Raw genomic sequence first — 19,572 nt, 5'->3', positions numbered from 1 at the left:
TCGATCACCCTCCACCTTTGTGAGGAGCCTTGATGCACAGGGAGTATCGCCAGCTGTTCATCGGCGGCCGTTGGGTCGACGGCGAGACCGGACGCGTCGAACCGGTGATCAACCCGGCCACCGAAGACATCATCGGCATGGCACCGGTCGGCACCCGCGCCGACACCATACGTGCCATCGAGACCGCCCGTGCTGCATTCGATTCCGGTCCGTGGCCCGGGATGTCACCGCGGGAGCGATCGGCCATCCTCGTCCGGATGGCCGAGGTGATGGAGAAGCGACGAGAGGAGCTCGTCGACCTCAACATCGCCGAGACCGGTTGCACGAGAGCCGGTGCGGAGTCATTCCAGACCGGAATCCCCATCGCGCACTTCCGCGACATGGCCGAACGCGTTCTCCCCGGGTTCCCCCATCAGGTGCCGCTGCCCCCACACATCGGTGCCGGGATCGGACAGGGCGTCGTACTGAGGGAACCGTTCGGGGTCGCCGCCCTGGTCTCCGCCTACAACTTCCCGTTCTTCCTCAACCTGATGAAGCTCGGACCGGCGTTGGCGGCCGGCTGCACGACCGTGCTCAAACCCGCGCCCACGACCCCGTTGGAGGCACTGATCCTCGGCGAGATCGCCCAGGAGGCAGGTCTGCCCGACGGTGTGCTCAACATCGTGACCGGCGATCTCGACGCCGGGGCCGAGCTGACCACGAACCCCATGGTCGACGTGGTGAGCTTCACCGGTTCGGACATCGTGGGGCGCAAGGTTTTCGAGCAGGCGGCACCGACTCTCAAGAAGGTCATCCTGGAGTTGGGCGGTAAGTCGGCGAACATCATCAGCGATGACGCCGATCTCGAGCGTGCGACGCAATCGGTCATCCGCGACACGATCCTGCATGCCGGCCAGGGGTGCGCGTACCTGACCCGCACCCTCGTGCACCGATCCCGTTTCGACGAGCTGGCGGAACTGGTCAAGACCCGGCTCGCGGGGATCAAGGTCGGTGATCCGGCGCTGCCGGACACCATGATGGGACCACTCGGCAGCGCCGCGCAGCGGGCGAGGGTCGAGGAACTCATCGCGACCGGCGTCGCCGAGGGCGCGACGATCGCGCTCGGCGGTGGGCGCCCCGCCGACCAGCCCAAGGGATTCTTCGTCGAGCCGACACTCTTTGTCGACGTGGACAATTCGATGACCATCGCACGTCGCGAGTTCTTCGGACCGGTGATGATCATGATGCCCTTCGATGACGACGACGATGCGGTGCGGATCGCCAATGACAGCGACTACGGCCTCGCCGGTGGGGTCTGGGCGCGCGACCCTGTCCGGGCCTACCGGATCGGGCAGCGACTGCGCACCGGGTACGTGACCATCAACGGCGGTGGCGGAGGACTCAATCCGGACGGACCGTTCGGTGGTTACAAGCAGAGCGGACTCGGTCGCGAACGTGGCGCCGCCGGAATGGACGAGTTCCTCCAGACCAAGACCATGGTCTGGGGAGCCGCCGGCGGCTGAGTCCTGCGCCCCCACGACATCTCCCAAGGAAACCGCATGCAGTACGGACGAATCGGATTCGTCGGCGCCGGCAAGATCGGTGAACCGATGGTCGAACGCCTGGTGGCCGCCGGCCACCGCACGAGTGTCTACGCACGCCGCCCCGAGGTGCGCGACCGGCTGGCCCGCATCGGGGCCGCGACGACGCCCACGATCACCGACGTCGCGGCGTCCGACGTCGTGATCGCCTGTGTCTTCGACGACGCGCAACTGACCGAGGTCGCGCCGACCGTCATCGAGGCGATGCCGTTGCACACCGTGTTCATGTCCCATACGACCGGGAGCCCGGACACCGTCCGGCAACTCGAGCGGATCGGCGCGCCCCGCGGGGTGTCGATCGTCGAGGCCCCGTTCAGCGGCACTCCGGAGATCATCCGCGACGGTCGACTGACCGTCTTACTCGGCGGCGACGACGACGCCGTGGATCGCGGTGCCGCCGTCGTGAGCGCGTACGCGTCCCGTATCCACCGGACCGGAGGGCTCGGTACCGCGTTGTCGGCGAAGTTGCTCAACAATGCGCTGTTCGCCGCCTGCACCCAGATCACCCTGTCTGCGTTGCGGTCCGCGGACGAACTCGGCATCGGTGAGGGTGTGCTCCTCGACCTGCTCGCCGACTCGAGCGGCGGCAGCGCCGCGGCACGGTACATCGCCGACTCGGGTCAGGATGCCGAGGCGTACAGCACGCGCATCGCGCGCTATCTGACCAAGGACCTCGACGCGGCACGCGCCGCGGCCGACCATCTCGGGGTCGACATCACCAACCTCCTCGCCGCAGCACAGCTCGGCCCGATGCGGCTCGGTGCATCGGAGCTCGCCTCCGGTGCACCGGACCGCGCCTGACCCACCCGATGAACATCGCCACTCACCAGGAGGAGACATGAGCACCACCGAACCGCAACGAGCCTGCCCGGTCCACGAGTTCAATCACTACCAAGAGCTGCCTTACGGCGCGAAACTCGAGTTCTACGATCAGCTCCGCGACGAGGGGCCGATCATCCACAACACCTTCGCCGATCATTACATCGTGACCGGCTACGAAGACATGCTGGCCGCGTATCAGAATCCCAGCGTGTTCTCCAATTCGGCCGTCACGGTGTTCAATCCGAACCCGACCTTCCGGTGGATACCGCAGATGCTCGACGGTGACGAACATCGGCAGTGGCGCAAGCAGCTCGGACCGCTCTTCTCCCCCAAGCATGTCGAAGGACTCGAGGACAAGGTGCGCGAGCGCGCCGTCGAACTCATCGAGTCGATTGCCACCCGCGGCCGGTGCGACTTCATCGAGGACTTCGCGAACCAGTATCCGTCGTTCATCTTTCTCGATCTGATGGGGATGCCCTTCGAGGATCTCGACACCTTCCTCCATTGGGAGCACGAGATCCTCCATGTCTCGGGAGATGCCGAAGAGACAGCGCGTCGCCGCGGCGCCGCCACCGCCGAACTGACCGAGTACTTCCGCAAGCTGATCAACGAGCGCCGCGCGGACCCCCGCGACGACCTGATCAGCAAGGCGATCTCCTTCGAGGTCGACGGCAATCCGGTCAGCCAGGAAGACATGGAGTCCTTCTGCATCCTCATGTTCATGGCCGGCCTCGACACCGTGACGGCGACCCTCGGAACCACATTCCACTACCTCGCAACCCACCCCGAGGACCGTCAGGCGATCGTCGACGATCCCGACCTCATCCCCTCGGCGATCGAGGAGATGCTGCGGGCCTTCGCAATCGTGATCCCGTCGCGGAAGGTCATGGAAGACACCGAGATCGCCGGCTGCCCCGTCAAGGCCGGCACGATGGTGTGCATGCCACTGAACCTGGCCACCCGCGACGAGGCCGTCTACGACGACGCCAAAGAGGTCCAGCTCGATCGCAGCCCGAACAACCACATCGCTTTCGGCGCAGGTCCGCACCGCTGCCTGGGGTCGCATCTGGCCCGGCGTGAACTCCGAATCGCCTTGGAGGAGTGGCACCGCATCATCCCCGACTATCGACTCTCGCCGGATTCCGCACCGACCGAGAAGGGCGGACAACTCGGCCCCAGCGGAAACATCTTCCTCGAGTGGGACATCTGAGGCGGCCGCGATGAGAATGTCTCTCCGACGGTCTGATTCGGATCGACACAGCCGTCTGGCCCCGCTGCTGCTGCGCGGCGCGGTCGGCGGCACCCTGATCGCGCACGGCGTCAAACACGCTCGGAGCCTTCAGGGCACCGCCGGATGGTTCGGGTCGATCGGTTTCCGGCAGCCACGACTGCAGGCGATCTCGAGCGCTGTCGTCGAGGTCGGCGCCGGATCGGCCCTTCTCGCGGGTGCTGCGACACCGGTGGCAGCAGCCGCAGGCATCGGCACGATGGCCGTCGCCGCCCGGTCGGTTCACGTGCGTAACGGCTTCTTCATCACGGCCGAGGGATGGGAGTACGTCGCCAACCTCGCTGTGGCGTCGGCCGTCCTGGCCGGGATCGGCCCCGGACGCCTGAGTGTGGATCGTGCGCTGGGCTGGGACCGATGGCTCCACGGGGAGCGCGCCCTCGCCGGCGCCGCGGTAGTCGGCCTCGGTGCCGCCGCGGCCCAGCTGGCGACGTTCTACACCGAACCGCAGTCCTGACGACTCCGACGGTGGGGCGGGGCATCGACTCCGCCCCATCGCTGTCTGTTCGGTGCCGAACGAGCCCCGAGGCGTATCGAAGTCCCAGAACCACCACCAGCCAAGCAACAACGAGAAATCACCCGCCGGCCAAGCCACGAGAAACCCCCGCCGGTCGAATACGCGCGACCACCGCCGGTCGAGTAGCCACGAGCGAGCGCAGCGAGCCCGAGGCGTATCGAGGCCACAACCACCACCGACCAAACAACCACAAGAAACCACCCGCCGGTCGAGTAGCCACGAGCGAGCGCAGCGAGCCCGAGGCGTATCGAGGCCACGCCACGACGAAGTAACACAACAGATCTCGATACGCCCTTCGCCTAGCGGCTCAGGACTACTCGATCAGCGGTCACCACGCCCTTCGCCTAGCGGCTCAGGACTACTCGATCACCGGTGACCGCGCGCCCACTGGCGGACGCCGTCAACGCACGCCATCAGCGGTGTCGGCGCCCCCACAGGCAGACCCCATCAACGCACGCCATCAGCGGTGACCGCACTCTCACTGGAACACTCAGCGGTCCAGACGCGCGAACACGCGTCCGACCGCCCGGTCGCGAAGGTCCTCGGCCCGAACGCACAACGCCTCGTTGGCAACTGCGCGGCGAAGTAGCAGGTGCGCCGGGTGCTCCCAGGTGAACCCGATACCACCGTGCACCTGGATACATGCCTCGGCAGCGCAGACCGCGGCTTCGACCGCGTGCGCGACCGCCAACTCGGTGGCCAGTTCGGCCTCGTCACCGGACTCCAGGTCGGCTGCCGACAGGACCAGATTCCGCGCACTCTCCGCATCGACGAGGACGCCGGCACAGCGGTGCGAAACCGCCTGGAACGAGCCGATCGGTCGGCCGAACTGCTCCCGTTGGCCTGCCCAGTCGACCGCCATCGCCAATGCACGGTTTGCGATTCCCACCGAGTCGGCCGCGATCATCAACCGCGCGGTCCGGTCGGCGGCGCCGATCGCCTCGAGCACAGCGCTGCCGGTCGCGACGACGGTTCCACGCGCGCCGTCGAGACACACGGTCCCGATCGACGAGGTGAGGTCGACGCCGTCACGCCGCGTGACGGTCACCGCAGAGGCGCCGACGACGAGCACCACCGGTTCTCCGGAGGGTTCCGTGCGCGCCACCACCGCCAGAAGGTCGGCGTCCGCCGCGCCCGGCACCCGTGAGACCGAACCGGACAGCACGCCGTCCGTGTCGAGGACCGGCGTACGGTCCGTCGACGGATCGGCGATGTCGGCGACAACCGCCGCCCGCGCCCCGTCGATCAGTGTTCGTGCGCCCTCGTCCGCACCGCAGGACAACAGCAGCGCCAGAGCGGACACGGTCGGGACCAGCGGGACCGGCGCCAGATGGAACGCGGTCTCCTCGATCGCGGCGGCCAGGAGGCGTTGCGACGCACCGCCTCCGCCGAGCGCCGCGGGCGCGGCCAGCCCGGGCAGCCCGAAGTCGACGAGCGCCTGCCAGACCTGAGGCACCGGTCGCTCACCGGCGATGATCCGTTCCGTGTCGACATGTTCGGCGACGATCCCTGCCACGGTCTCGCGCACGGCGGCCTCGTCTCCCACCGGAGTGGACAGCGGCCGACCGGCCTGGACGACCGGGGCGCGACGTCGCTCCCCACGGTGAGACGGCAGCCCCAGGACGACTTCGGCAATCGTGTTGCGCTGGATCTCCGCCGTGCCCGCGCCGATGGTCGACGCACGAGACATCAGATACCCGTATGTCCATCGTCCGCCGTCGACCGCGCCCGTCGCGCGACTGCCCAGGGCAGCGCCCGACCCGATCAGTCGCAACGCCAGTCGATGCAATCGCTGTTCGAACTCCGACTTGACCAACCTGTTGATCGACGACAAACCGATCGGATCCTCGTTGCGCAGCACCGCATCCAACGCACGCGCACTGTTGCTCGCGATGGTGCGTACGTCGGTTTCCAGACGTGCGAGCTCTTGTCGCACATGCGGGTCGTCGCGACGGCCTACGTCACCGGCGAGTCGGAACACCTTGTCCACCGTGGTGCGATAGCGGAACTCGTCGGCAAGGAGCGCGGTTGCACGTTCGTGCCCGAGCGACGTCCGCATGATCGACCATCCGCCGCCCTCGTCGCCCACGCGATTGGCGACCGGTACCTCGACATCGTCGAGAAACACCTCGGCGAAGTGGTGACCACCGGACGCATCGCGTAGGGGCCTCACCGTGACACCCGGCGAGTCCATGGCGATGAGCAGGTAGGTGATACCCGACTGTCCGCGACCCGCCGGTCCGGTGCGGGCCAACGCAAACATCCAGTCGGCTCGGTCGGCCATCGTGGTCCAGATCTTCTGTCCGGTCACGCGATAGACGTCACCCTCCCGGACAGCTCGGGTGGACAGCGAGGCGAGATCACTTCCCGCGCCGGGCTCGGAGAAGCCCTGACACCAGAACTCCTCTGCCCTCAGCAGGGGTTCGAGGTAACGCTTGCGCTGTTCATCGGTGCCGTGCACGATCAGCGTGGGCGCGACGATGAACGACATCGTGCACGGATGACGCGGGGCGCCTGCCGCAGTGGTCATCCGGTAGTACTCGAGCTGATCGGACAGGTCGAGTTCCATGCCTCCCGCCGATGCGGGCCACCCGGGTGCGGCCAGGCCGGCATCGACGAGTTCGGACTGCCAGGCGACTGCCGCATCGAAGCGGGCCTCGGAGGTCTGGGGCCGCCGACGATGCGAATGGTCGTCGAGCAATGCCGCCAGGCGTTGGCGCCAGGGACCTCGCCGATCCGGCTGCCCATCCCGCTGATCGACCTCTTCACCCCGGCGGCCGGCGTGCGCGCCCCGGCGATCGAGCTCACTGTCCGTCGTCACGTCACCGATCCCCTGTGGCAGAACGTTGTTGTCCGGTACGTCGTTTCCCGTATCGCTGTGTGATGTCGGCGCTGCTCGTACGAAACGACACGGCCGCCTCGGCCTCGAGCGCGAGCGCCTCGGTCACCGACGCTCCCGCGCCTTCCTTGAGCAGGCGCAGCATGCGTTGGACGGCGCCCGGGTGGCCACCGGCGATCGCCTGTGCGACCTCGCGGGTCCGGTCCGCCAACCGTGGGCCCTCGATCACCTCGTTGGCGAGTCCCACGCGAAGCGCGGTCTGCGCGTCGATCGGTTCACCGCTCAGGATGATCTGGATCGCGGCAGCCAATCCGACCGTGCGCGGGAGCAGTGCACTGCCACCCCACCCGTTCAACAGCCCGATCTGCGCATGGGTGTCCGCGAACACCGCATCTGTCGAGGCGATGATGAACGAGCAGTTGACCGCGAGCTCGAAAGCTCCTGTGTAACAAGGCCCGTTGACCGCTGCGATGACCGGCTTGGAGATCGCCCGCAGAACCTGGGTGGGCGTCGGCCCCTCGGTACGTGGCGATGGGCCCGACAATGCTTCGGGTAGATCGACTCCCGAGGAGAAGGACGTCCCGGCACCGGTGATCACCACTGCGTGGACATCGTCGTCGGCGTCGGCACGCCACAGTTCCTTCTTCAGGGCACGCCTCATGTCCCTGTTGATCGCGTTGCGAACCTCCGGACGATTCATCGTCAGGATCGTGACGTTGCCGTCCTGCTCGACGAGAAGGCTTGGTTCGGTGGAACTCTCGTGCCGCTCGGCCATCAGCGTCCTCCTCCCGCACTCACCAGCGGATCGGTGACGATACGTCGCTCGAGCCCTCGAATGACCTCCTCGGCCTCGGCCGCGGTGCGCCGCACCACCTCACCGGCCGACGGGATGTCGTGCACGAGCCCCTGGGCAAGCCCGACGGTCCAGATCCCGAGTTCGGGATCGCCTTCGGCGAACACCCGACGTCCCCGAACCCCGGCCACCAGATCCTTGATGTCGCGGAACCTTCCGCCGCGCTCCAGGATCTCGATCACCTCGTCACTCACCGAGTTCTTGGCCACCCGCATGCTGTTGCGCAATTGCCGCATGATCAATCGGGTGTCGCGCTCGGACGCATCGACGATGATTCGCTTGATGTCGTCGTGAACCGGACTCTCCGCGGTGCACATGAATCGCGTACCCATGTTGATCCCGCCGGCACCGAGGGCCAGAGCCGCGGCCAGCCCACGACCGTCGGCGAACCCGCCCGACGCGACGAACGGGATGGACAACGAATCGGCGGCGGCCGGGATGAGGATCAGGCCGGGGATGTCATCTTCACCCGGATGTCCTGCACATTCGAATCCATCGATACTGACGGCATCGGCACCGATGCGCTGCGCCTTGAGCGCGTGAGTCACGCTCGTGCACTTGTGGATCACCCTGATGCCGTGTTCTTTGAGATGCTCGATGTGCACGGTGGGATCCGAACCCGCCGTCTCGACGATGGGCACCCCCGACTCGATGATCACGCGACGGTACTCGGCGAACGGAGGCGGGTTGATCGAGAGGGTCAGGGTGATGTTCACGCCGAACGGACGGTCCGTCAACGACTTGACACGCTCGATCTCGGCCGCGAGATCGTCCGGGGTGGGCTGGGTGAGGGCGGTGATGATGCCCAGGCCACCGGCGTTGCACACCGCGGCGGCCAGTTCGGCACGACCGACGAACATCATGCCGCCCTGCACGACCGGATGTTCGACTCCGAACGTCTCGGTGAAACTCGTTGTGAGCATTGACAACTCCTGATGAAAGGCACGGAATCGCGGTCGGGTGACGAGGGATGAACGACCCGAGTCCACAGTGAAGCTACATATCTAACATAGTTGCCTATGTAGATCGCTGCAACCACCCCTGGATCGCGCCTGCCGTCACCTTCACGACCGCACAGAACCGGCCACCGCAGACCGGTGCGACCCAGGCGCCAGGTGACCACCACAGCGCGCGGATCACCACGTCCAAGCCGCCCGCAACCAGGGCCACGACCTCGGCAAGTGCACGCGATTCACTCATCGACCGAGCCCTGGGGGCCACATCCGTCACCACCCCTTCGACCACGCGGGACGATCTTCACTCCGAACTAGTGACAGCCGGTCGCCCATGTGCAATAGTGACTCATCACACATAGTTATCTAGGTCATCTACCGATGGACACGTCCCCCGGATCGGCGCCCCGAGTGAACCCGGCATCCGATCGGCGCGACTTCACTCGGCCTGGACTTCGAAAGGGAACCCCATGAACCCGATGCGCGGAACACGTCGTTCACGATTGGCCCCGGCCCTCGCGGCATCCGCGATGATCGCGGCCGCCGTTCTGAGCGGTTGCGCCGACGACAGCAGCGACTCGTCGACGCCGTCGGAGACCGCAGCACCGGCAGCGTCCTTCCCCGGAAAGGTCGCCTCCGGCACGCCGATCAAGATCGGTCTGATCAACAACGAAGGTGGCCAGGCCATCTCGGAACCGGACAATCGGATGGCCGCCGAAGCCGCAGCCACATACGCCAACGAACAGCTGGGCGGGATCGGCGGTCACCCGGTCGAGTTGGTGGTGTGCAAGAACGGCGAAGAGCCTGCCTCCGCGCGTGACTGCGCGAACCGCATGGTCGAGTCCAAGGTCTCCGCAGTCGTGGTGACCACAACCGGACAGGGCGACGTGATGGTGCCGATCGTCACCGGAGCAGGTATCCCCTACGTCTCCGCATCCGGTCAGAGCATGCAGGAACTGACCGGCAATGACGTGTTCCTCTGGACCGGCGGATTCCCGTCGAGCCTGCAGGCCATGGCAACTCATGCCAAGAGCGAGAACATGAAGCATGTCACCGCTTTCACCATCGACGTCCCCGCTGCCGTGAACGGACTGAAGGCGATCGGCGTTCCGGCATTCAAGGCCAACGGCATCGACTTGAAGGTCGTGACGATCCCACCGGGCACCCCGGACGCGACGCCGCAGGTCAGTGCCGGGTTGGCCGACTCCCCCGAGGGCGTCGTCGTGGTCGGTGAGGGAACGCTGTGCACTGCCGCGTTGAAATCCCTCGGGACACTTGGCTTCTCCGGCGAGAAGATGGGAATCCAGGCGTGCGCCACCCCGGATGTCGTCGATGCGGTGGGCTCCAGCATCGACGGCACCAAGATCTTCACCGCCGCCCAGACCACCGGTGACAACCCCGAGGCAACCCTGTATCGCAGTGTGATCGCCAAGTACGCTCCGGACACCGACATCTCCGGCTACGCCTACGTCGGCTATCAGGGCGTCCTGGGCCTCGTCCGCGCGACCACGTCGCTCGAGGGCGCCGACACGTCCCCGTCGGCGGTGACCGCGGCGATCCGCTCGGCCCGCGACGTGACGTTGCCTGCCGGCGACGGACTCACCTTCACATGCGACGGCAGCGCCAACCCGATGATGAAGGCCGTGTGCGGCAAGGGATCGGTGGTGGCGACGCTGAAAGACGGACAGCTCGTCGATGCCGAGATCGTCGGCCGGCAATAGTCGGCGGACCCCGGATCGATCGAGAGCACGACGATGACACAGGACATCCAGTTCTTGTTCCTCGGCCTGGGCAACGGGGCCGTGTACGCGGCCCTGGCCCTCGCCCTGGTCATGACGTACCGCAGTTCCGGCGTGGTGAACTTCGCCACCGGCGCGATTGCGCTCTACGTCGCATACACGTTCGCGTACCTCCGAAACGGCGAGCTGTTCATCCCCATTCCCGGGCTGCCCACGACGCTCGATCTCGGCGGTGAACTCGACGTGTTCACGGCGATGGTGATCTCACTCGGCATCGCCGCGCTGCTCGGGGTGCTGCTGTACTTCGGGATCTTCCGGCTCTTGCGCGCAGCGCCGGCGGCCGCAAAAGCCGTCGCCTCCATCGCATTGATGCTGGCGATCCAGGCGTTGCTCGCAGCACGGCTGGGCACCACCCCGGTATCCGTCGACGCGATCCTACCGACGGGAATCCTCACCCTGGGCGACATCCGTGTACCGGTCGATCGGCTGTGGTTCGCGGGCATCATCGTCGCCCTCACGGTGATACTGGTCCTGGCATTCCGCCTCACCCGATTCGGGCTCGCGACCCGAGCCGCGGCCGAATCCGAGACCGGCGCATTGGTCTCCGGCCTGTCACCCGAACGGATCGCCTACGCGAACTGGGCATTGAGCACGATGATCGCGGGTCTGTCCGGAATCCTGATCGCACCGATCGTGCCACTCATCCCGGTGTCGTACACCCTGTTCATCGTGCCCGCACTCGCCGCGGCCCTGGTCGGAAACTTCCAGGCCATCGGCCCGGCGGTCGCGGCAGGCCTCGGCATCGGGGTACTGCAGTCGGAGATGACCCACCTGCAGTCGACCATCGACTGGCTGCCGCAATCCGGTATGGCCGAGCTGATCCCGCTCGTTCTCATCCTGGTGTTCCTGGTGTTCCGGGGAAAGCCGCTGCCGACCCGCGGTGCGCTCATCCAGAACACCTTGGGAACCGCACCGCGCCCACGTAATCCCCTGCGGGTCGCAGCCGTGTGGACGGTGATCGCGCTGGCCGGGCTGCTGTTCACCGACGGCAGTTACCGTGGCGCCCTCATCATGACCCTCACACTGGCGATCGTCGCTCTGTCACAGGTCGTGGTCACCGGATTCGCCGGCCAGATCTCGTTGGCGCAGTTGACTCTCGGAGGCGTCGGGGCGTTCATGTTGAGCCGGTTCACGGTGGACATGGGCATCCCGTTCCCCATCGCCCCGATCCTCGCGGCCTTGGTCGCCACCGTGGTCGGCGTCATCGTCGGTCTTCCGGCCCTGCGTATCCGGGGCCTCCCGGTCGCCGTCGTCACCCTGGGTCTCGCCGTGTTCTGCGAAGCATTCTGGTTCCGCAACAACAAGTACAACGGTGGGATCGACGGCGCCCACGTGGAGAGTCCGTCCCTGTTCGGTCTCGATCTCGGAATCGGCTCCGGCGACTCATACCCACGAATCGCCTTCGGGATCGTGTGCCTCATCGTGCTCGTCGTGGCCGGTCTGTCGGTGGTGCGACTACGCACCAGCAGACTCGGCGCGTCGATGCTCGCCATCCGCGCAAACGAGCGCTCGGCCGCGGCGTCCGGGATCAACGTCTCCCGGACCAAGTTGGTGGCGTTCGCCATCGGCGCGTTCATCGCGGGCATCGGCGGCTCGCTGATGGCCTACCAGCAGACCATGGCCGTACCCGAGGCGTTCTCCGCGATCGGCGGCATCGCGATGTTCGCCGTGTGTTACCTCGCGGGTGTCACTTCGGTGTCCGGCGCCATGCTCGCAGGCATCATGGGGGCGGGCGGCATCCTGTTCGTCTTCCTCGACCGCGTCGCCAACATCGGTGAATACTATTCCGTCATCACGGGAATCCTGTTGGTCATCACCGTCATCGCCAATCCCGAGGGCATCGTCTGCGACATCTACCGACGGATCGACCAGGTGCGCGCACGCTTCGGGAAGTCGGAACCGACGGCACTCGGCACCGAACTCGATGTGGCGCCCGCCGAGGGGACCGCAGCGACGCCCGCACCGGAGATCGGTGAGATCCTGTTGTCCGCGAACGGGATCGGCGTGCGATACGGAGGTATCACCGCGCTCGACGATGTGTCGTTGGACGTGCGTTCGGGCGAGATCGTGGGGTTGATCGGGCCGAACGGCGCGGGCAAGACGACACTCATCGACGCCCTCAGCGGCTTCGCCGTCTCCACCGGCACGGTGACGCTCGACGATCGCCCGCTCACCGGTCGCCGTGCTTACGAACGCAGCCGTGCAGGACTGGGCAGGACATTCCAGGGCATCGACCTCTACGACGATCTGTCGGTGTGGGAGAACGTGTCCGTCGGGACCACGGCGTCGTTGCACCGAGGACCCGATCATCCCCCGCTCGATCCCGTTCAGATGAATCGTCTGTTCGAGGTGCTGCACCTCGATCGGGTGGTCGACCGGCCGGTACGCGAACTCTCCCAGGGCCAGCGACAACTCGTCTCCGTTGCCCGCGCGCTGGCCGGACGTCCCCGCGTCGTCCTGCTCGACGAACCCGCCGCCGGACTCGACAGCACCGAGAGTGCCTGGCTGGGCCAACGCCTACGCGCGATCCGCGCATCGGGCACCACCATCGTCATCGTCGATCACGACATGGACCTGGTCCTCGACATCTGCGACCGGATCGTGGTCCTGGACCTCGGTAAACGGATCGCCGCCGGCAGACCCGACGACGTGCGCACCGATCCCGACGTCACCCGCGCCTATCTCGGCGCGACCCACAGCGGACAGGAGTTACCAGCATGAACGCCGTGCTGCGATGCCGCGATCTGGATGCCGGCTACGCGAAGGGCCGACCATGTGTTCGCGGTCTGGACATCGACGTGCATCGAGGCGAGATCCTCGCACTGCTCGGACCCAACGGCGCCGGGAAGACCACCGGCCTCGTGACCTTGGCAGGCCTGCTGCCCGGTCTGGGCGGGACCGTGGAGGTCGACGGCAAGTTGCTACCGCCGGGGCGCGCACGAGCCGCTTGTCGAGCCGGTCTCGTTCTGGTGCCCGACAATCGGGCGTTGTTCACCACGTTGACGGCCGAGGAGAACCTGCGACTGGCGACCAGGGGTCGAGGCAAGTGGACGTCCGAACGCGACACGGTCCTCGATTACTTCCCCGGGCTCGCCAACCGGTTGAAGGTTGCGGCCGGCGCACTGTCCGGTGGGGAACAGCAGATGCTGGCCATCGGGCGAGCGCTGGTCCAGCATCCTCGTATCCTCCTGATCGACGAACTGAGCATGGGCCTCGCCCCGGTCATCGTCGAGCGATTGCTCCCGGTGATCCGTCAGGTCGCCGACGACACGGGCACCGCCGTGATCATCGTGGAACAACATGTGGGGCTGGCCCTCGGCATCGCCGATACCGCGATGGTGCTCCGCCACGGCGTCACGGTCCTGCGCGATGATGCCCGCACACTCGCTGCCGCACCGGAACTCATCGAGCATGCCTATCTCGGTGACCATCGCGGCTCGGGCGGTGACTCAGCGGCAACCACGTCGTCGGCAGAGGCCTCGGGCTGACCCATCTGCCGGGTACCCCTCGAGGTCCGGATGAACAAGTTGCGAATCAAGGTATTTCGCGAACGAAACGCACCGTACAGCTCCTGACGAAATATCAGTTCACGGCTTGTCGCCGCGACGCCCCAGAAGGGAACCGCCATGAAGACCATCCACCGACCCCAGAGAGCGCGGGCTGCTGTGGCTGCCGCGGCAGCAGGTTTGCTGTTGGCAACGGCGACCGCCTGCTCCGACGACACCGACAGCGCCGGTTCGGACGCCGCCGACAGCACCGCTGCCGTACCGTCCGGCGCGTTCGCCGGGCGCGCGGCATCGGGTGCCCCCGTGACCATCGGGCTCATCAACAACGAAGACGGCCAGGCGATTTCGCAGCCGGAGAACCGTGAAGCGGCCCAAGCCGCAGCCCAGTACGCCAACGCCGATCTCGGTGGCATCGCCGGTCGCCCGATCGAACTGGTGGTCTGCAAGGAGCAGGAGGACCCCGCGTCGGCCCGTAACTGCGCCAATCAGATGGTCGAGAAGAAGGTGTCGGCCGTCGTGGTCCCGAGCACCGGTCTCGGCAGCGTGATCGCGCCCATCATCACCAAAAGCGGCATTCCGTATGTGACCACGCTCGCCGGCAGTCAGGAGGAGGTCACGGCAGACAACTCGTATGTCCTGACCGCCGGCTCCAACACCACTCAGGCCATGGCAACATTCGCCAAGCAACAGGGCATGAAGAACGTCGTCGCCTACAGCCTCGACAATCCCGCTGCGACGGGCTCGCTACAGCAGGTCGGCGCTCCCGCCTTCAAGGCCGCCGGGATCGACTTCAAGATCATCACCATCCCGTACGGCTCACCCGACGCCACACCACAGGTCAGCGCCGGCCTCGACGAGAAACCCGACGGCGTGCTGATCCTGGGCGAGTCCACGGTGTGCACAGCGGTGTTGAAGGCCCTGCACTCGCTGGGGTCGACGGCACAGGTGATGACACCGCAAACCTGTGCGGCGCCCGAGGTCATCTCGGCGGTCGGCGCCTCGAATCTCGACGACACCAGGATCTTCAGCAGCGCCGACACGGTTTCCGATGATCCGGAGAGCGTCCTGTACCGCCAGGTCATGAGCAAGTATGCGCCGGACACGCCGACCCAGGGGTACGCCGTGACGGGCTACCAGGGCGTACTCGGCCTGGTTCGGGCCACCGCGGCGTTGACCGGTGAGGTGACGACGCAGAGCATCCGCGACGCGATCACCTCTGCCACGGATGTCGCCCTTCCCGCGGGGCACGGCATCCGATTCACGTGCGACGGCAGCGCGGTCCCCGGGCTGAAGGCGTTGTGCGGCAACACCATGATCGTGCTGACCATGAAGGACGGGAAGCTCACCGATCCGACCACGGTGAGCGTGCTGGGTGACGGCACATCCGTCGCAGGCTCCTAGCGATCGCCATCGGCGCCGTGTCGAGAGCACATGTGTGCGCTCGACACGGCGCCTACTCGTGTAGTGGCGACAGGTCCGATCGGAGGACAGCCGAGACCACACGCGGAACCACCATGCACACGCGGACGTAGCGGCACACAACTGTGCCCGGAACATCCGCGCCCTCGTGCCGGGCCGCCCGGTCAGGATGGATGGCGGCTCGCCAGGTCCCGTCCGATGATCTCCTTCATGATCTCGGTGGTACCACCGACGATGGTCTGGACTCGCGCGTCGGCGTAGGCACGCGAGATCGGGTACTCGTCCATGTAGCCGTACCCGCCGTGCATCTGGAGGCAGCCGGCGATGACCCGGTTCTGCAGTTCGGTCGTCCACCACTTCGCCTTCGCTCCCAGCGTGGCGTCGAACCGACCCGCGTTGAGCGCGAGGATGCCCTGTTCCAGAAAGGAACGGGTGATCTCGACCTCGGTGGTCATCTCGGCGAGCTTGAACCGGGTGTTCTGAAAGTCGATGATGCGGGTGCCGAAAGCCTTGCGCTCGCTCGTGTACCGGATCGTCCAGTCCAGAGCAGCCTCTGCGGCGGTCAGTGCCCGCCATGCAATGGAGAGGCGTTCCAGCGGCAGTTGCGCGGTGAGATGGTGGAAGCCTCGGCCCTGCTCACCCACCAGGTTCGACGCGGGCACGCGGACGTCGGTGAAGGAGATCTCCGCGGTGTCCTGGGCGTGCAGGCCGAGCTTGCGTAGTTTGCGTCCGCGACGAAACCCGGGCGTCGTCGTCGGCACCAGGATCAGCGACAGCTGCGGCCTTCCGTCTCGTTCGCCGGTACGGGCGGCGGTCAGGACGACATCCGACGAATAGCCGCTGGTGATGAACGTCTTGGAGCCGTTGATGACCCAGTGGTCGCCGTCGCGGACGGCCTTGGTCTGCATGCCGCGCAGGTCGCTGCCCGCCACCGGCTCGGACATCGCGATCGACGCCACGACTTCTCCCTGCGCCATGGGCGGCAACCAGGCCCGCTTTTGTTCCTCGGTGCCGAGCTCGGTGAGATACGACCCGACGATGTCCTCGTTGATCGAGAATCCGGACGCGAGTGACGCCGCGCCGACGCGAGCGAACTCCTCCTGCACGACACATCGGAACCGGTAGTCACGGGCTCCCCCGCCGCCGTACTCCTCGGGGAACCTGAGTCCGAGAATGCCGAGTGCTCCTGCGGATTTCCAGACGTCACGGCCGGTCTCACAGTTCTCTTCCCAGACATCGAGGTTCGGGGTCACGTCACGCGCCACGAAGTCACGCACGACCGCACGAAAAGCCTCGTGGTCGTCATCGTAGAACGCCTGTGCTGACATGTGCGTACTCCTTTGGGCGGTGGGATGATTCGCGAACTCGCCGTCCGTGGTGGCGTTGAGATCCGCTGAGGCCGCGCACCCGCGTCGGGGACTACCGTGTGCCCGACGCGGGTGCGAGTTCACTCGACGAGCTCGTACAGCGTCGCGTTCGCGGTGCCGCCGCCTTCGCACATCGACTGCAGACCGTAGCGGATGGCGTTGTCCCGCATGTGGTTGATGAGCCTGGTGGTCAGTATCGCGCCCGATGCGCCGAGCGGATGTCCCACCGAGATCGCCCCACCGACCGGGTTGACGATGCCCGGATCGGCGCCGAGTTCGATCTGCCAGGCCAGCGGGACCGGCGCGAACGCCTCGTTGATCTCCGCGGCACCGATGTCGTCGATCGACAGCCCCACACGGTCGAGAAGCTTTTGCGTCGCGGGGATCGGGCCGGTCAGCATCAGCACCGGATCGTCACCCACCACTGACCCCGCAACCAGTCTGACGATCGGACGCAGTCCGACTTCGGCGGCCTTCTGCGAGGTCATGATCATCACGGCTGCCGCGCCGTCGGAGATCTGGGATGCGTTACCCGCATGCACGACGCCGTCCGGGCGGAACGAGGGCTTGAGACCGGCGAGCTTCTCGGGTGTGGTGCCACGTCGCAGACCTTCGTCGATCGCGAGTGCAGTCTCTCCGATGTCGACCGGGACGATCTGGTCGTCGAAGCCACCGCGGTCGGCGGCCGCCGCGGTCAGCTCGTGCGATCGCGACGCGTACTCGTCGAGCATCTGCCGCGACATCTCCCACTTGGCAGCGATCATCTCGGCGCCCTGGCCCTGATTCAGCTCATCGACGCCGTACCGGTCGAAAACCGTTTGCCCGTACGGAAACCCACTCTCTCGCGCGGCGCCGAGAGGTACCCGGGACATCGTCTCGACGCCGCCGGCAACCGCGATGTCGTAAGCGCCGGCGAGCACTGCATGAGCCGCCGACTCGATGGCCTGCTGACTGGAACCACAGGCCCGGTTGATGGTCACGGCAGGAACCGAATCGGGCCAGCCGGCCGCGAGTACGGCAAATCGGCCGACGTTGCTCGACTGGTCCCCGAGCTGCGTGACACACCCCCACATCACGTCATCGACGGACACCGGATCGATCCCGGTGCGCCGCACGAGTTCTCGCAACACCACTGCGGACAGGTCCACCGGATGGACATCGGCGAGAGAGCCGTTGCGTTTGCCGATGGGGGTACGCACCGCCTCCACGATCACGGCATCTCGATTCGACATGGAACGCTCCCCTCGGTCCGGACAGATGATCGCAGCCTAAAGTAGGACAGGTGGTTAACCATGTCAATGGCCATCGCACGAGGCACCCCAGCGGTCCGCAACCGCCACCGTGTCGGCACCGGATTTGCTGAAGCCCAACGGAATTCGCGGTGTCCACGCCCCCTCGGATGTGGCCACCAGGACTTCGCGGTGCGCAATGTGTGGATGTGCGGGCGCCTCGGACAGATCCAGCACCGGGGCCAGGCAGGCATCGGTCTGCTGGGCTCGGCGCGCCCACTCGTCGCGTGAACGTCTGCCGATGGTGTCACCGATCACCCTGCGCAGCATCGGCCAGTTCTCCGGATCCTCACGTCCGTGCGCCAGTTCGGGATCGAGGTCGAGAACCTCGAGCAACGCCTCGAAGAACAGCGGCTCGAGGGCGGCAACCGCGACGTACTTGCCGTCTGCACAGACGTATACGTCGTAATAGGGCGCCCCGGTGTCCAACCGATTCGTCCCGGGCTCGTCCGACCAGGTCCCCCGCGCGCGGTATTCGTGCTGCATGGAGGTGAGATAGGTGGTGCCGTCGACGATCGCGATGTCGAGCACGGCGCCACGCCCGGTCCGTTCGCGCTCGTGCAGAGCAGCGAGAACCGAGGTCACCAGGTACATCGCGCCACCGCCGAAGTCGCCGAGCAGGTTTGCCGGAGGCACCGGGGCCGTCCCGGCACGCGTGGCCAGGTGTAGCGCGCCGGTGACCGCGATGTAGGTCAGATCGTGGCCCGCGGTGTCCGCGAGCGGTCCGGTCTGTCCCCACCCCGTCATGCGGGCGTAGACGAGTCCCGATTCCTCGGCGTGCACATCGTCGGGCCCGAGCCCCAACCGCTCCATCACGCCGGGACGGAAGCCCTCCACCACGACATCCGCCGCCTCGATGAGTTCCCGGACGCGGGCGCGGGACCGTGGGTCCTTGAGGTCGAGTTCGAGGGGATTTCGATTGCGCACGAGCGCAGGATTCGGTGCGCCGGGGCGACACACGGGTACGACCTCTGCGCCGAGGTCGGCCAAGAGCATGCACGCGAACGGCGCTGGCCCCAATCCCAACATCTCGACAACCCGCAGGCCGCGTAACGGCTGTGCTGACAAGGTCAGTTCCCTTCTGCCGCCGACCATCCACGTGGCCGTCGGACAGCTCAGTGGGTTTCGATGGCCCGTTCCGGACACGCCGCCGCGGCTTCGGCCGCGATCGACTCCTGTCCCGGTGGGACATCGATCTCGGCATTGCACGCATAGCCGCTGTCGTCGATGTCGAACAGATCGGGAGACGTGGCGTAACAGCGGGCGTGGCCGGCGCATTTGTCGAGGTCGATCGACACTTTCATGGTGAACTCCGTTTCGTGGTTGTCCGATCACGTCCGCCC

Annotated in this window: 16 protein-coding genes; 8 read left to right on the top strand and 8 right to left on the bottom strand. The window is 66.5% G+C overall.

Annotated features, from left to right (window positions below; all coding sequences use genetic code 11):
• The first annotated feature begins 32 nt into the window (after positions 1-32).
• The 4 genes from AAFP35_RS20980 to AAFP35_RS20965 are packed head-to-tail and all read left to right on the top strand — an operon-like array spanning position 33 to position 4,144.
• Positions 33-1,502: an aldehyde dehydrogenase family protein gene (locus tag AAFP35_RS20980; protein ID WP_419223588.1), complete on the top strand. Its 1,470-nt coding sequence runs from the start codon at positions 33-35 to the stop codon at positions 1,500-1,502.
• A 36-nt stretch (positions 1,503-1,538) separates the two neighbouring features.
• Positions 1,539-2,381 carry an NAD(P)-dependent oxidoreductase gene (locus tag AAFP35_RS20975; RefSeq protein WP_419223587.1) on the top strand — a complete coding sequence of 281 codons (843 nt, stop codon included), beginning with the start codon at positions 1,539-1,541 and terminating at the stop codon, positions 2,379-2,381.
• A 37-nt stretch (positions 2,382-2,418) separates the two neighbouring features.
• On the top strand, positions 2,419-3,612 hold the full coding sequence (locus AAFP35_RS20970; protein WP_419223586.1) for a cytochrome P450: 1,194 nt from the start codon (positions 2,419-2,421) through the stop codon (positions 3,610-3,612).
• 10 nt (positions 3,613-3,622) lie between these two features.
• The gene (locus AAFP35_RS20965) at positions 3,623-4,144 is read left to right on the top strand and encodes a DoxX family protein (protein WP_419223585.1); all 522 of its coding nucleotides are present in this window, start codon (positions 3,623-3,625) and stop codon (positions 4,142-4,144) included.
• 550 nt (positions 4,145-4,694) lie between these two features.
• Here the strand turns inward: AAFP35_RS20965 and AAFP35_RS20960 are convergent.
• From AAFP35_RS20960 to AAFP35_RS20945, 4 genes are all read right to left on the bottom strand, one after another.
• Positions 4,695-6,914, bottom strand: a complete 2,220-nt coding sequence (locus AAFP35_RS20960; RefSeq protein WP_419223673.1) for an acyl-CoA dehydrogenase family protein — start codon at positions 6,912-6,914, stop codon at positions 4,695-4,697.
• A 112-nt stretch (positions 6,915-7,026) separates the two neighbouring features.
• Positions 7,027-7,818, bottom strand: coding sequence for an enoyl-CoA hydratase/isomerase family protein (locus AAFP35_RS20955; RefSeq protein ID WP_419223584.1), 792 nt, complete (start codon positions 7,816-7,818; stop codon positions 7,027-7,029).
• Positions 7,818-8,819: an NAD(P)H-dependent flavin oxidoreductase gene (locus tag AAFP35_RS20950; RefSeq protein WP_419223583.1), complete on the bottom strand. Its 1,002-nt coding sequence runs from the start codon at positions 8,817-8,819 to the stop codon at positions 7,818-7,820. The genes AAFP35_RS20955 and AAFP35_RS20950 overlap by 1 nt, the downstream gene beginning before the upstream one ends.
• Positions 8,820-8,913: 94 nt before the next feature.
• Positions 8,914-9,096: a hypothetical protein gene (locus tag AAFP35_RS20945; RefSeq protein ID WP_419223582.1), complete on the bottom strand. Its 183-nt coding sequence runs from the start codon at positions 9,094-9,096 to the stop codon at positions 8,914-8,916.
• A gap of 223 nt (positions 9,097-9,319) precedes the next feature.
• Here AAFP35_RS20945 and AAFP35_RS20940 point away from each other — a divergent pair, with 223 nt between their 5' ends.
• The 4 genes from AAFP35_RS20940 (at position 9,320) to AAFP35_RS20925 (ending at position 15,555) form a co-directional block, all read left to right on the top strand.
• Positions 9,320-10,570: an ABC transporter substrate-binding protein gene (locus AAFP35_RS20940; protein ID WP_419223581.1), complete on the top strand. Its 1,251-nt coding sequence runs from the start codon at positions 9,320-9,322 to the stop codon at positions 10,568-10,570.
• A gap of 33 nt (positions 10,571-10,603) precedes the next feature.
• On the top strand, positions 10,604-13,369 hold the full coding sequence (locus AAFP35_RS20935) for an ABC transporter permease subunit (protein WP_419223580.1): 2,766 nt from the start codon (positions 10,604-10,606) through the stop codon (positions 13,367-13,369).
• Positions 13,366-14,136 carry an ABC transporter ATP-binding protein gene (locus AAFP35_RS20930; RefSeq protein ID WP_419223579.1) on the top strand — a complete coding sequence of 257 codons (771 nt, stop codon included), beginning with the start codon at positions 13,366-13,368 and terminating at the stop codon, positions 14,134-14,136. Before AAFP35_RS20935 ends, AAFP35_RS20930 begins: the two co-directional genes overlap by 4 nt.
• A 138-nt stretch (positions 14,137-14,274) precedes the next feature.
• On the top strand, positions 14,275-15,555 hold the full coding sequence (locus AAFP35_RS20925) for an ABC transporter substrate-binding protein (RefSeq protein ID WP_419223578.1): 1,281 nt from the start codon (positions 14,275-14,277) through the stop codon (positions 15,553-15,555).
• 182 nt (positions 15,556-15,737) lie between these two features.
• Here the strand turns inward: AAFP35_RS20925 and AAFP35_RS20920 are convergent, their stop codons facing one another.
• The 4 genes from AAFP35_RS20920 to AAFP35_RS20905 all read right to left on the bottom strand — a co-directional run bounded on the left by AAFP35_RS20920 (position 15,738) and on the right by AAFP35_RS20905 (position 19,533).
• Positions 15,738-16,901 (bottom strand): acyl-CoA dehydrogenase family protein, encoded by a 1,164-nt coding sequence (locus AAFP35_RS20920; protein WP_419223577.1) that lies wholly within the window; start codon positions 16,899-16,901, stop codon positions 15,738-15,740.
• A 119-nt stretch (positions 16,902-17,020) separates the two neighbouring features.
• On the bottom strand, positions 17,021-18,172 hold the full coding sequence (locus AAFP35_RS20915) for a thiolase family protein (protein ID WP_419223576.1): 1,152 nt from the start codon (positions 18,170-18,172) through the stop codon (positions 17,021-17,023).
• 63 nt (positions 18,173-18,235) lie between these two features.
• Positions 18,236-19,297 (bottom strand): CaiB/BaiF CoA transferase family protein, encoded by a 1,062-nt coding sequence (locus AAFP35_RS20910; protein ID WP_419223575.1) that lies wholly within the window; start codon positions 19,295-19,297, stop codon positions 18,236-18,238.
• Positions 19,298-19,344: 47 nt separating this feature from the next.
• Entirely contained in the window at positions 19,345-19,533 is a 189-nt protein-coding gene (locus AAFP35_RS20905) for a ferredoxin (RefSeq protein ID WP_419223574.1), read from the bottom strand.
• Positions 19,534-19,572 lie beyond the last annotated feature (39 nt).

Source organism: Gordonia sp. CPCC 206044 (assembly GCF_048537895.1).
Classification (GTDB): Bacteria; Actinomycetota; Actinomycetes; order Mycobacteriales; family Mycobacteriaceae; genus Gordonia.
Note: the sequence above shows the minus strand (reverse complement) of the source record. Positions and strands in the feature narration are given on the sequence as shown.

Excerpts from the sequence above, each read along its gene's own strand:
- AAFP35_RS20980 (WP_419223588.1), top strand. The coding sequence starts at position 33 with ATGCACAGGGAGTATCGCCAGCTGTTCATCGGCGGCCGTTGGGTCGAC.
- AAFP35_RS20975 (WP_419223587.1), top strand. The coding sequence starts at position 1,539 with ATGCAGTACGGACGAATCGGATTCGTCGGCGCCGGCAAGATCGGTGAA.
- AAFP35_RS20970 (WP_419223586.1), top strand. The coding sequence starts at position 2,419 with ATGAGCACCACCGAACCGCAACGAGCCTGCCCGGTCCACGAGTTCAAT.
- AAFP35_RS20965 (WP_419223585.1), top strand. The coding sequence starts at position 3,623 with ATGAGAATGTCTCTCCGACGGTCTGATTCGGATCGACACAGCCGTCTG.
- AAFP35_RS20955 (WP_419223584.1), bottom strand. The coding sequence starts at position 7,818 with ATGGCCGAGCGGCACGAGAGTTCCACCGAACCAAGCCTTCTCGTCGAG.
- AAFP35_RS20950 (WP_419223583.1), bottom strand. The coding sequence starts at position 8,819 with ATGCTCACAACGAGTTTCACCGAGACGTTCGGAGTCGAACATCCGGTC.
- AAFP35_RS20945 (WP_419223582.1), bottom strand. The coding sequence starts at position 9,096 with ATGAGTGAATCGCGTGCACTTGCCGAGGTCGTGGCCCTGGTTGCGGGC.
- AAFP35_RS20940 (WP_419223581.1), top strand. The coding sequence starts at position 9,320 with ATGAACCCGATGCGCGGAACACGTCGTTCACGATTGGCCCCGGCCCTC.
- AAFP35_RS20935 (WP_419223580.1), top strand. The coding sequence starts at position 10,604 with ATGACACAGGACATCCAGTTCTTGTTCCTCGGCCTGGGCAACGGGGCC.
- AAFP35_RS20930 (WP_419223579.1), top strand. The coding sequence starts at position 13,366 with ATGAACGCCGTGCTGCGATGCCGCGATCTGGATGCCGGCTACGCGAAG.
- AAFP35_RS20925 (WP_419223578.1), top strand. The coding sequence starts at position 14,275 with ATGAAGACCATCCACCGACCCCAGAGAGCGCGGGCTGCTGTGGCTGCC.
- AAFP35_RS20920 (WP_419223577.1), bottom strand. The coding sequence starts at position 16,901 with ATGTCAGCACAGGCGTTCTACGATGACGACCACGAGGCTTTTCGTGCG.
- AAFP35_RS20915 (WP_419223576.1), bottom strand. The coding sequence starts at position 18,172 with ATGTCGAATCGAGATGCCGTGATCGTGGAGGCGGTGCGTACCCCCATC.
- AAFP35_RS20905 (WP_419223574.1), bottom strand. The coding sequence starts at position 19,533 with ATGAAAGTGTCGATCGACCTCGACAAATGCGCCGGCCACGCCCGCTGT.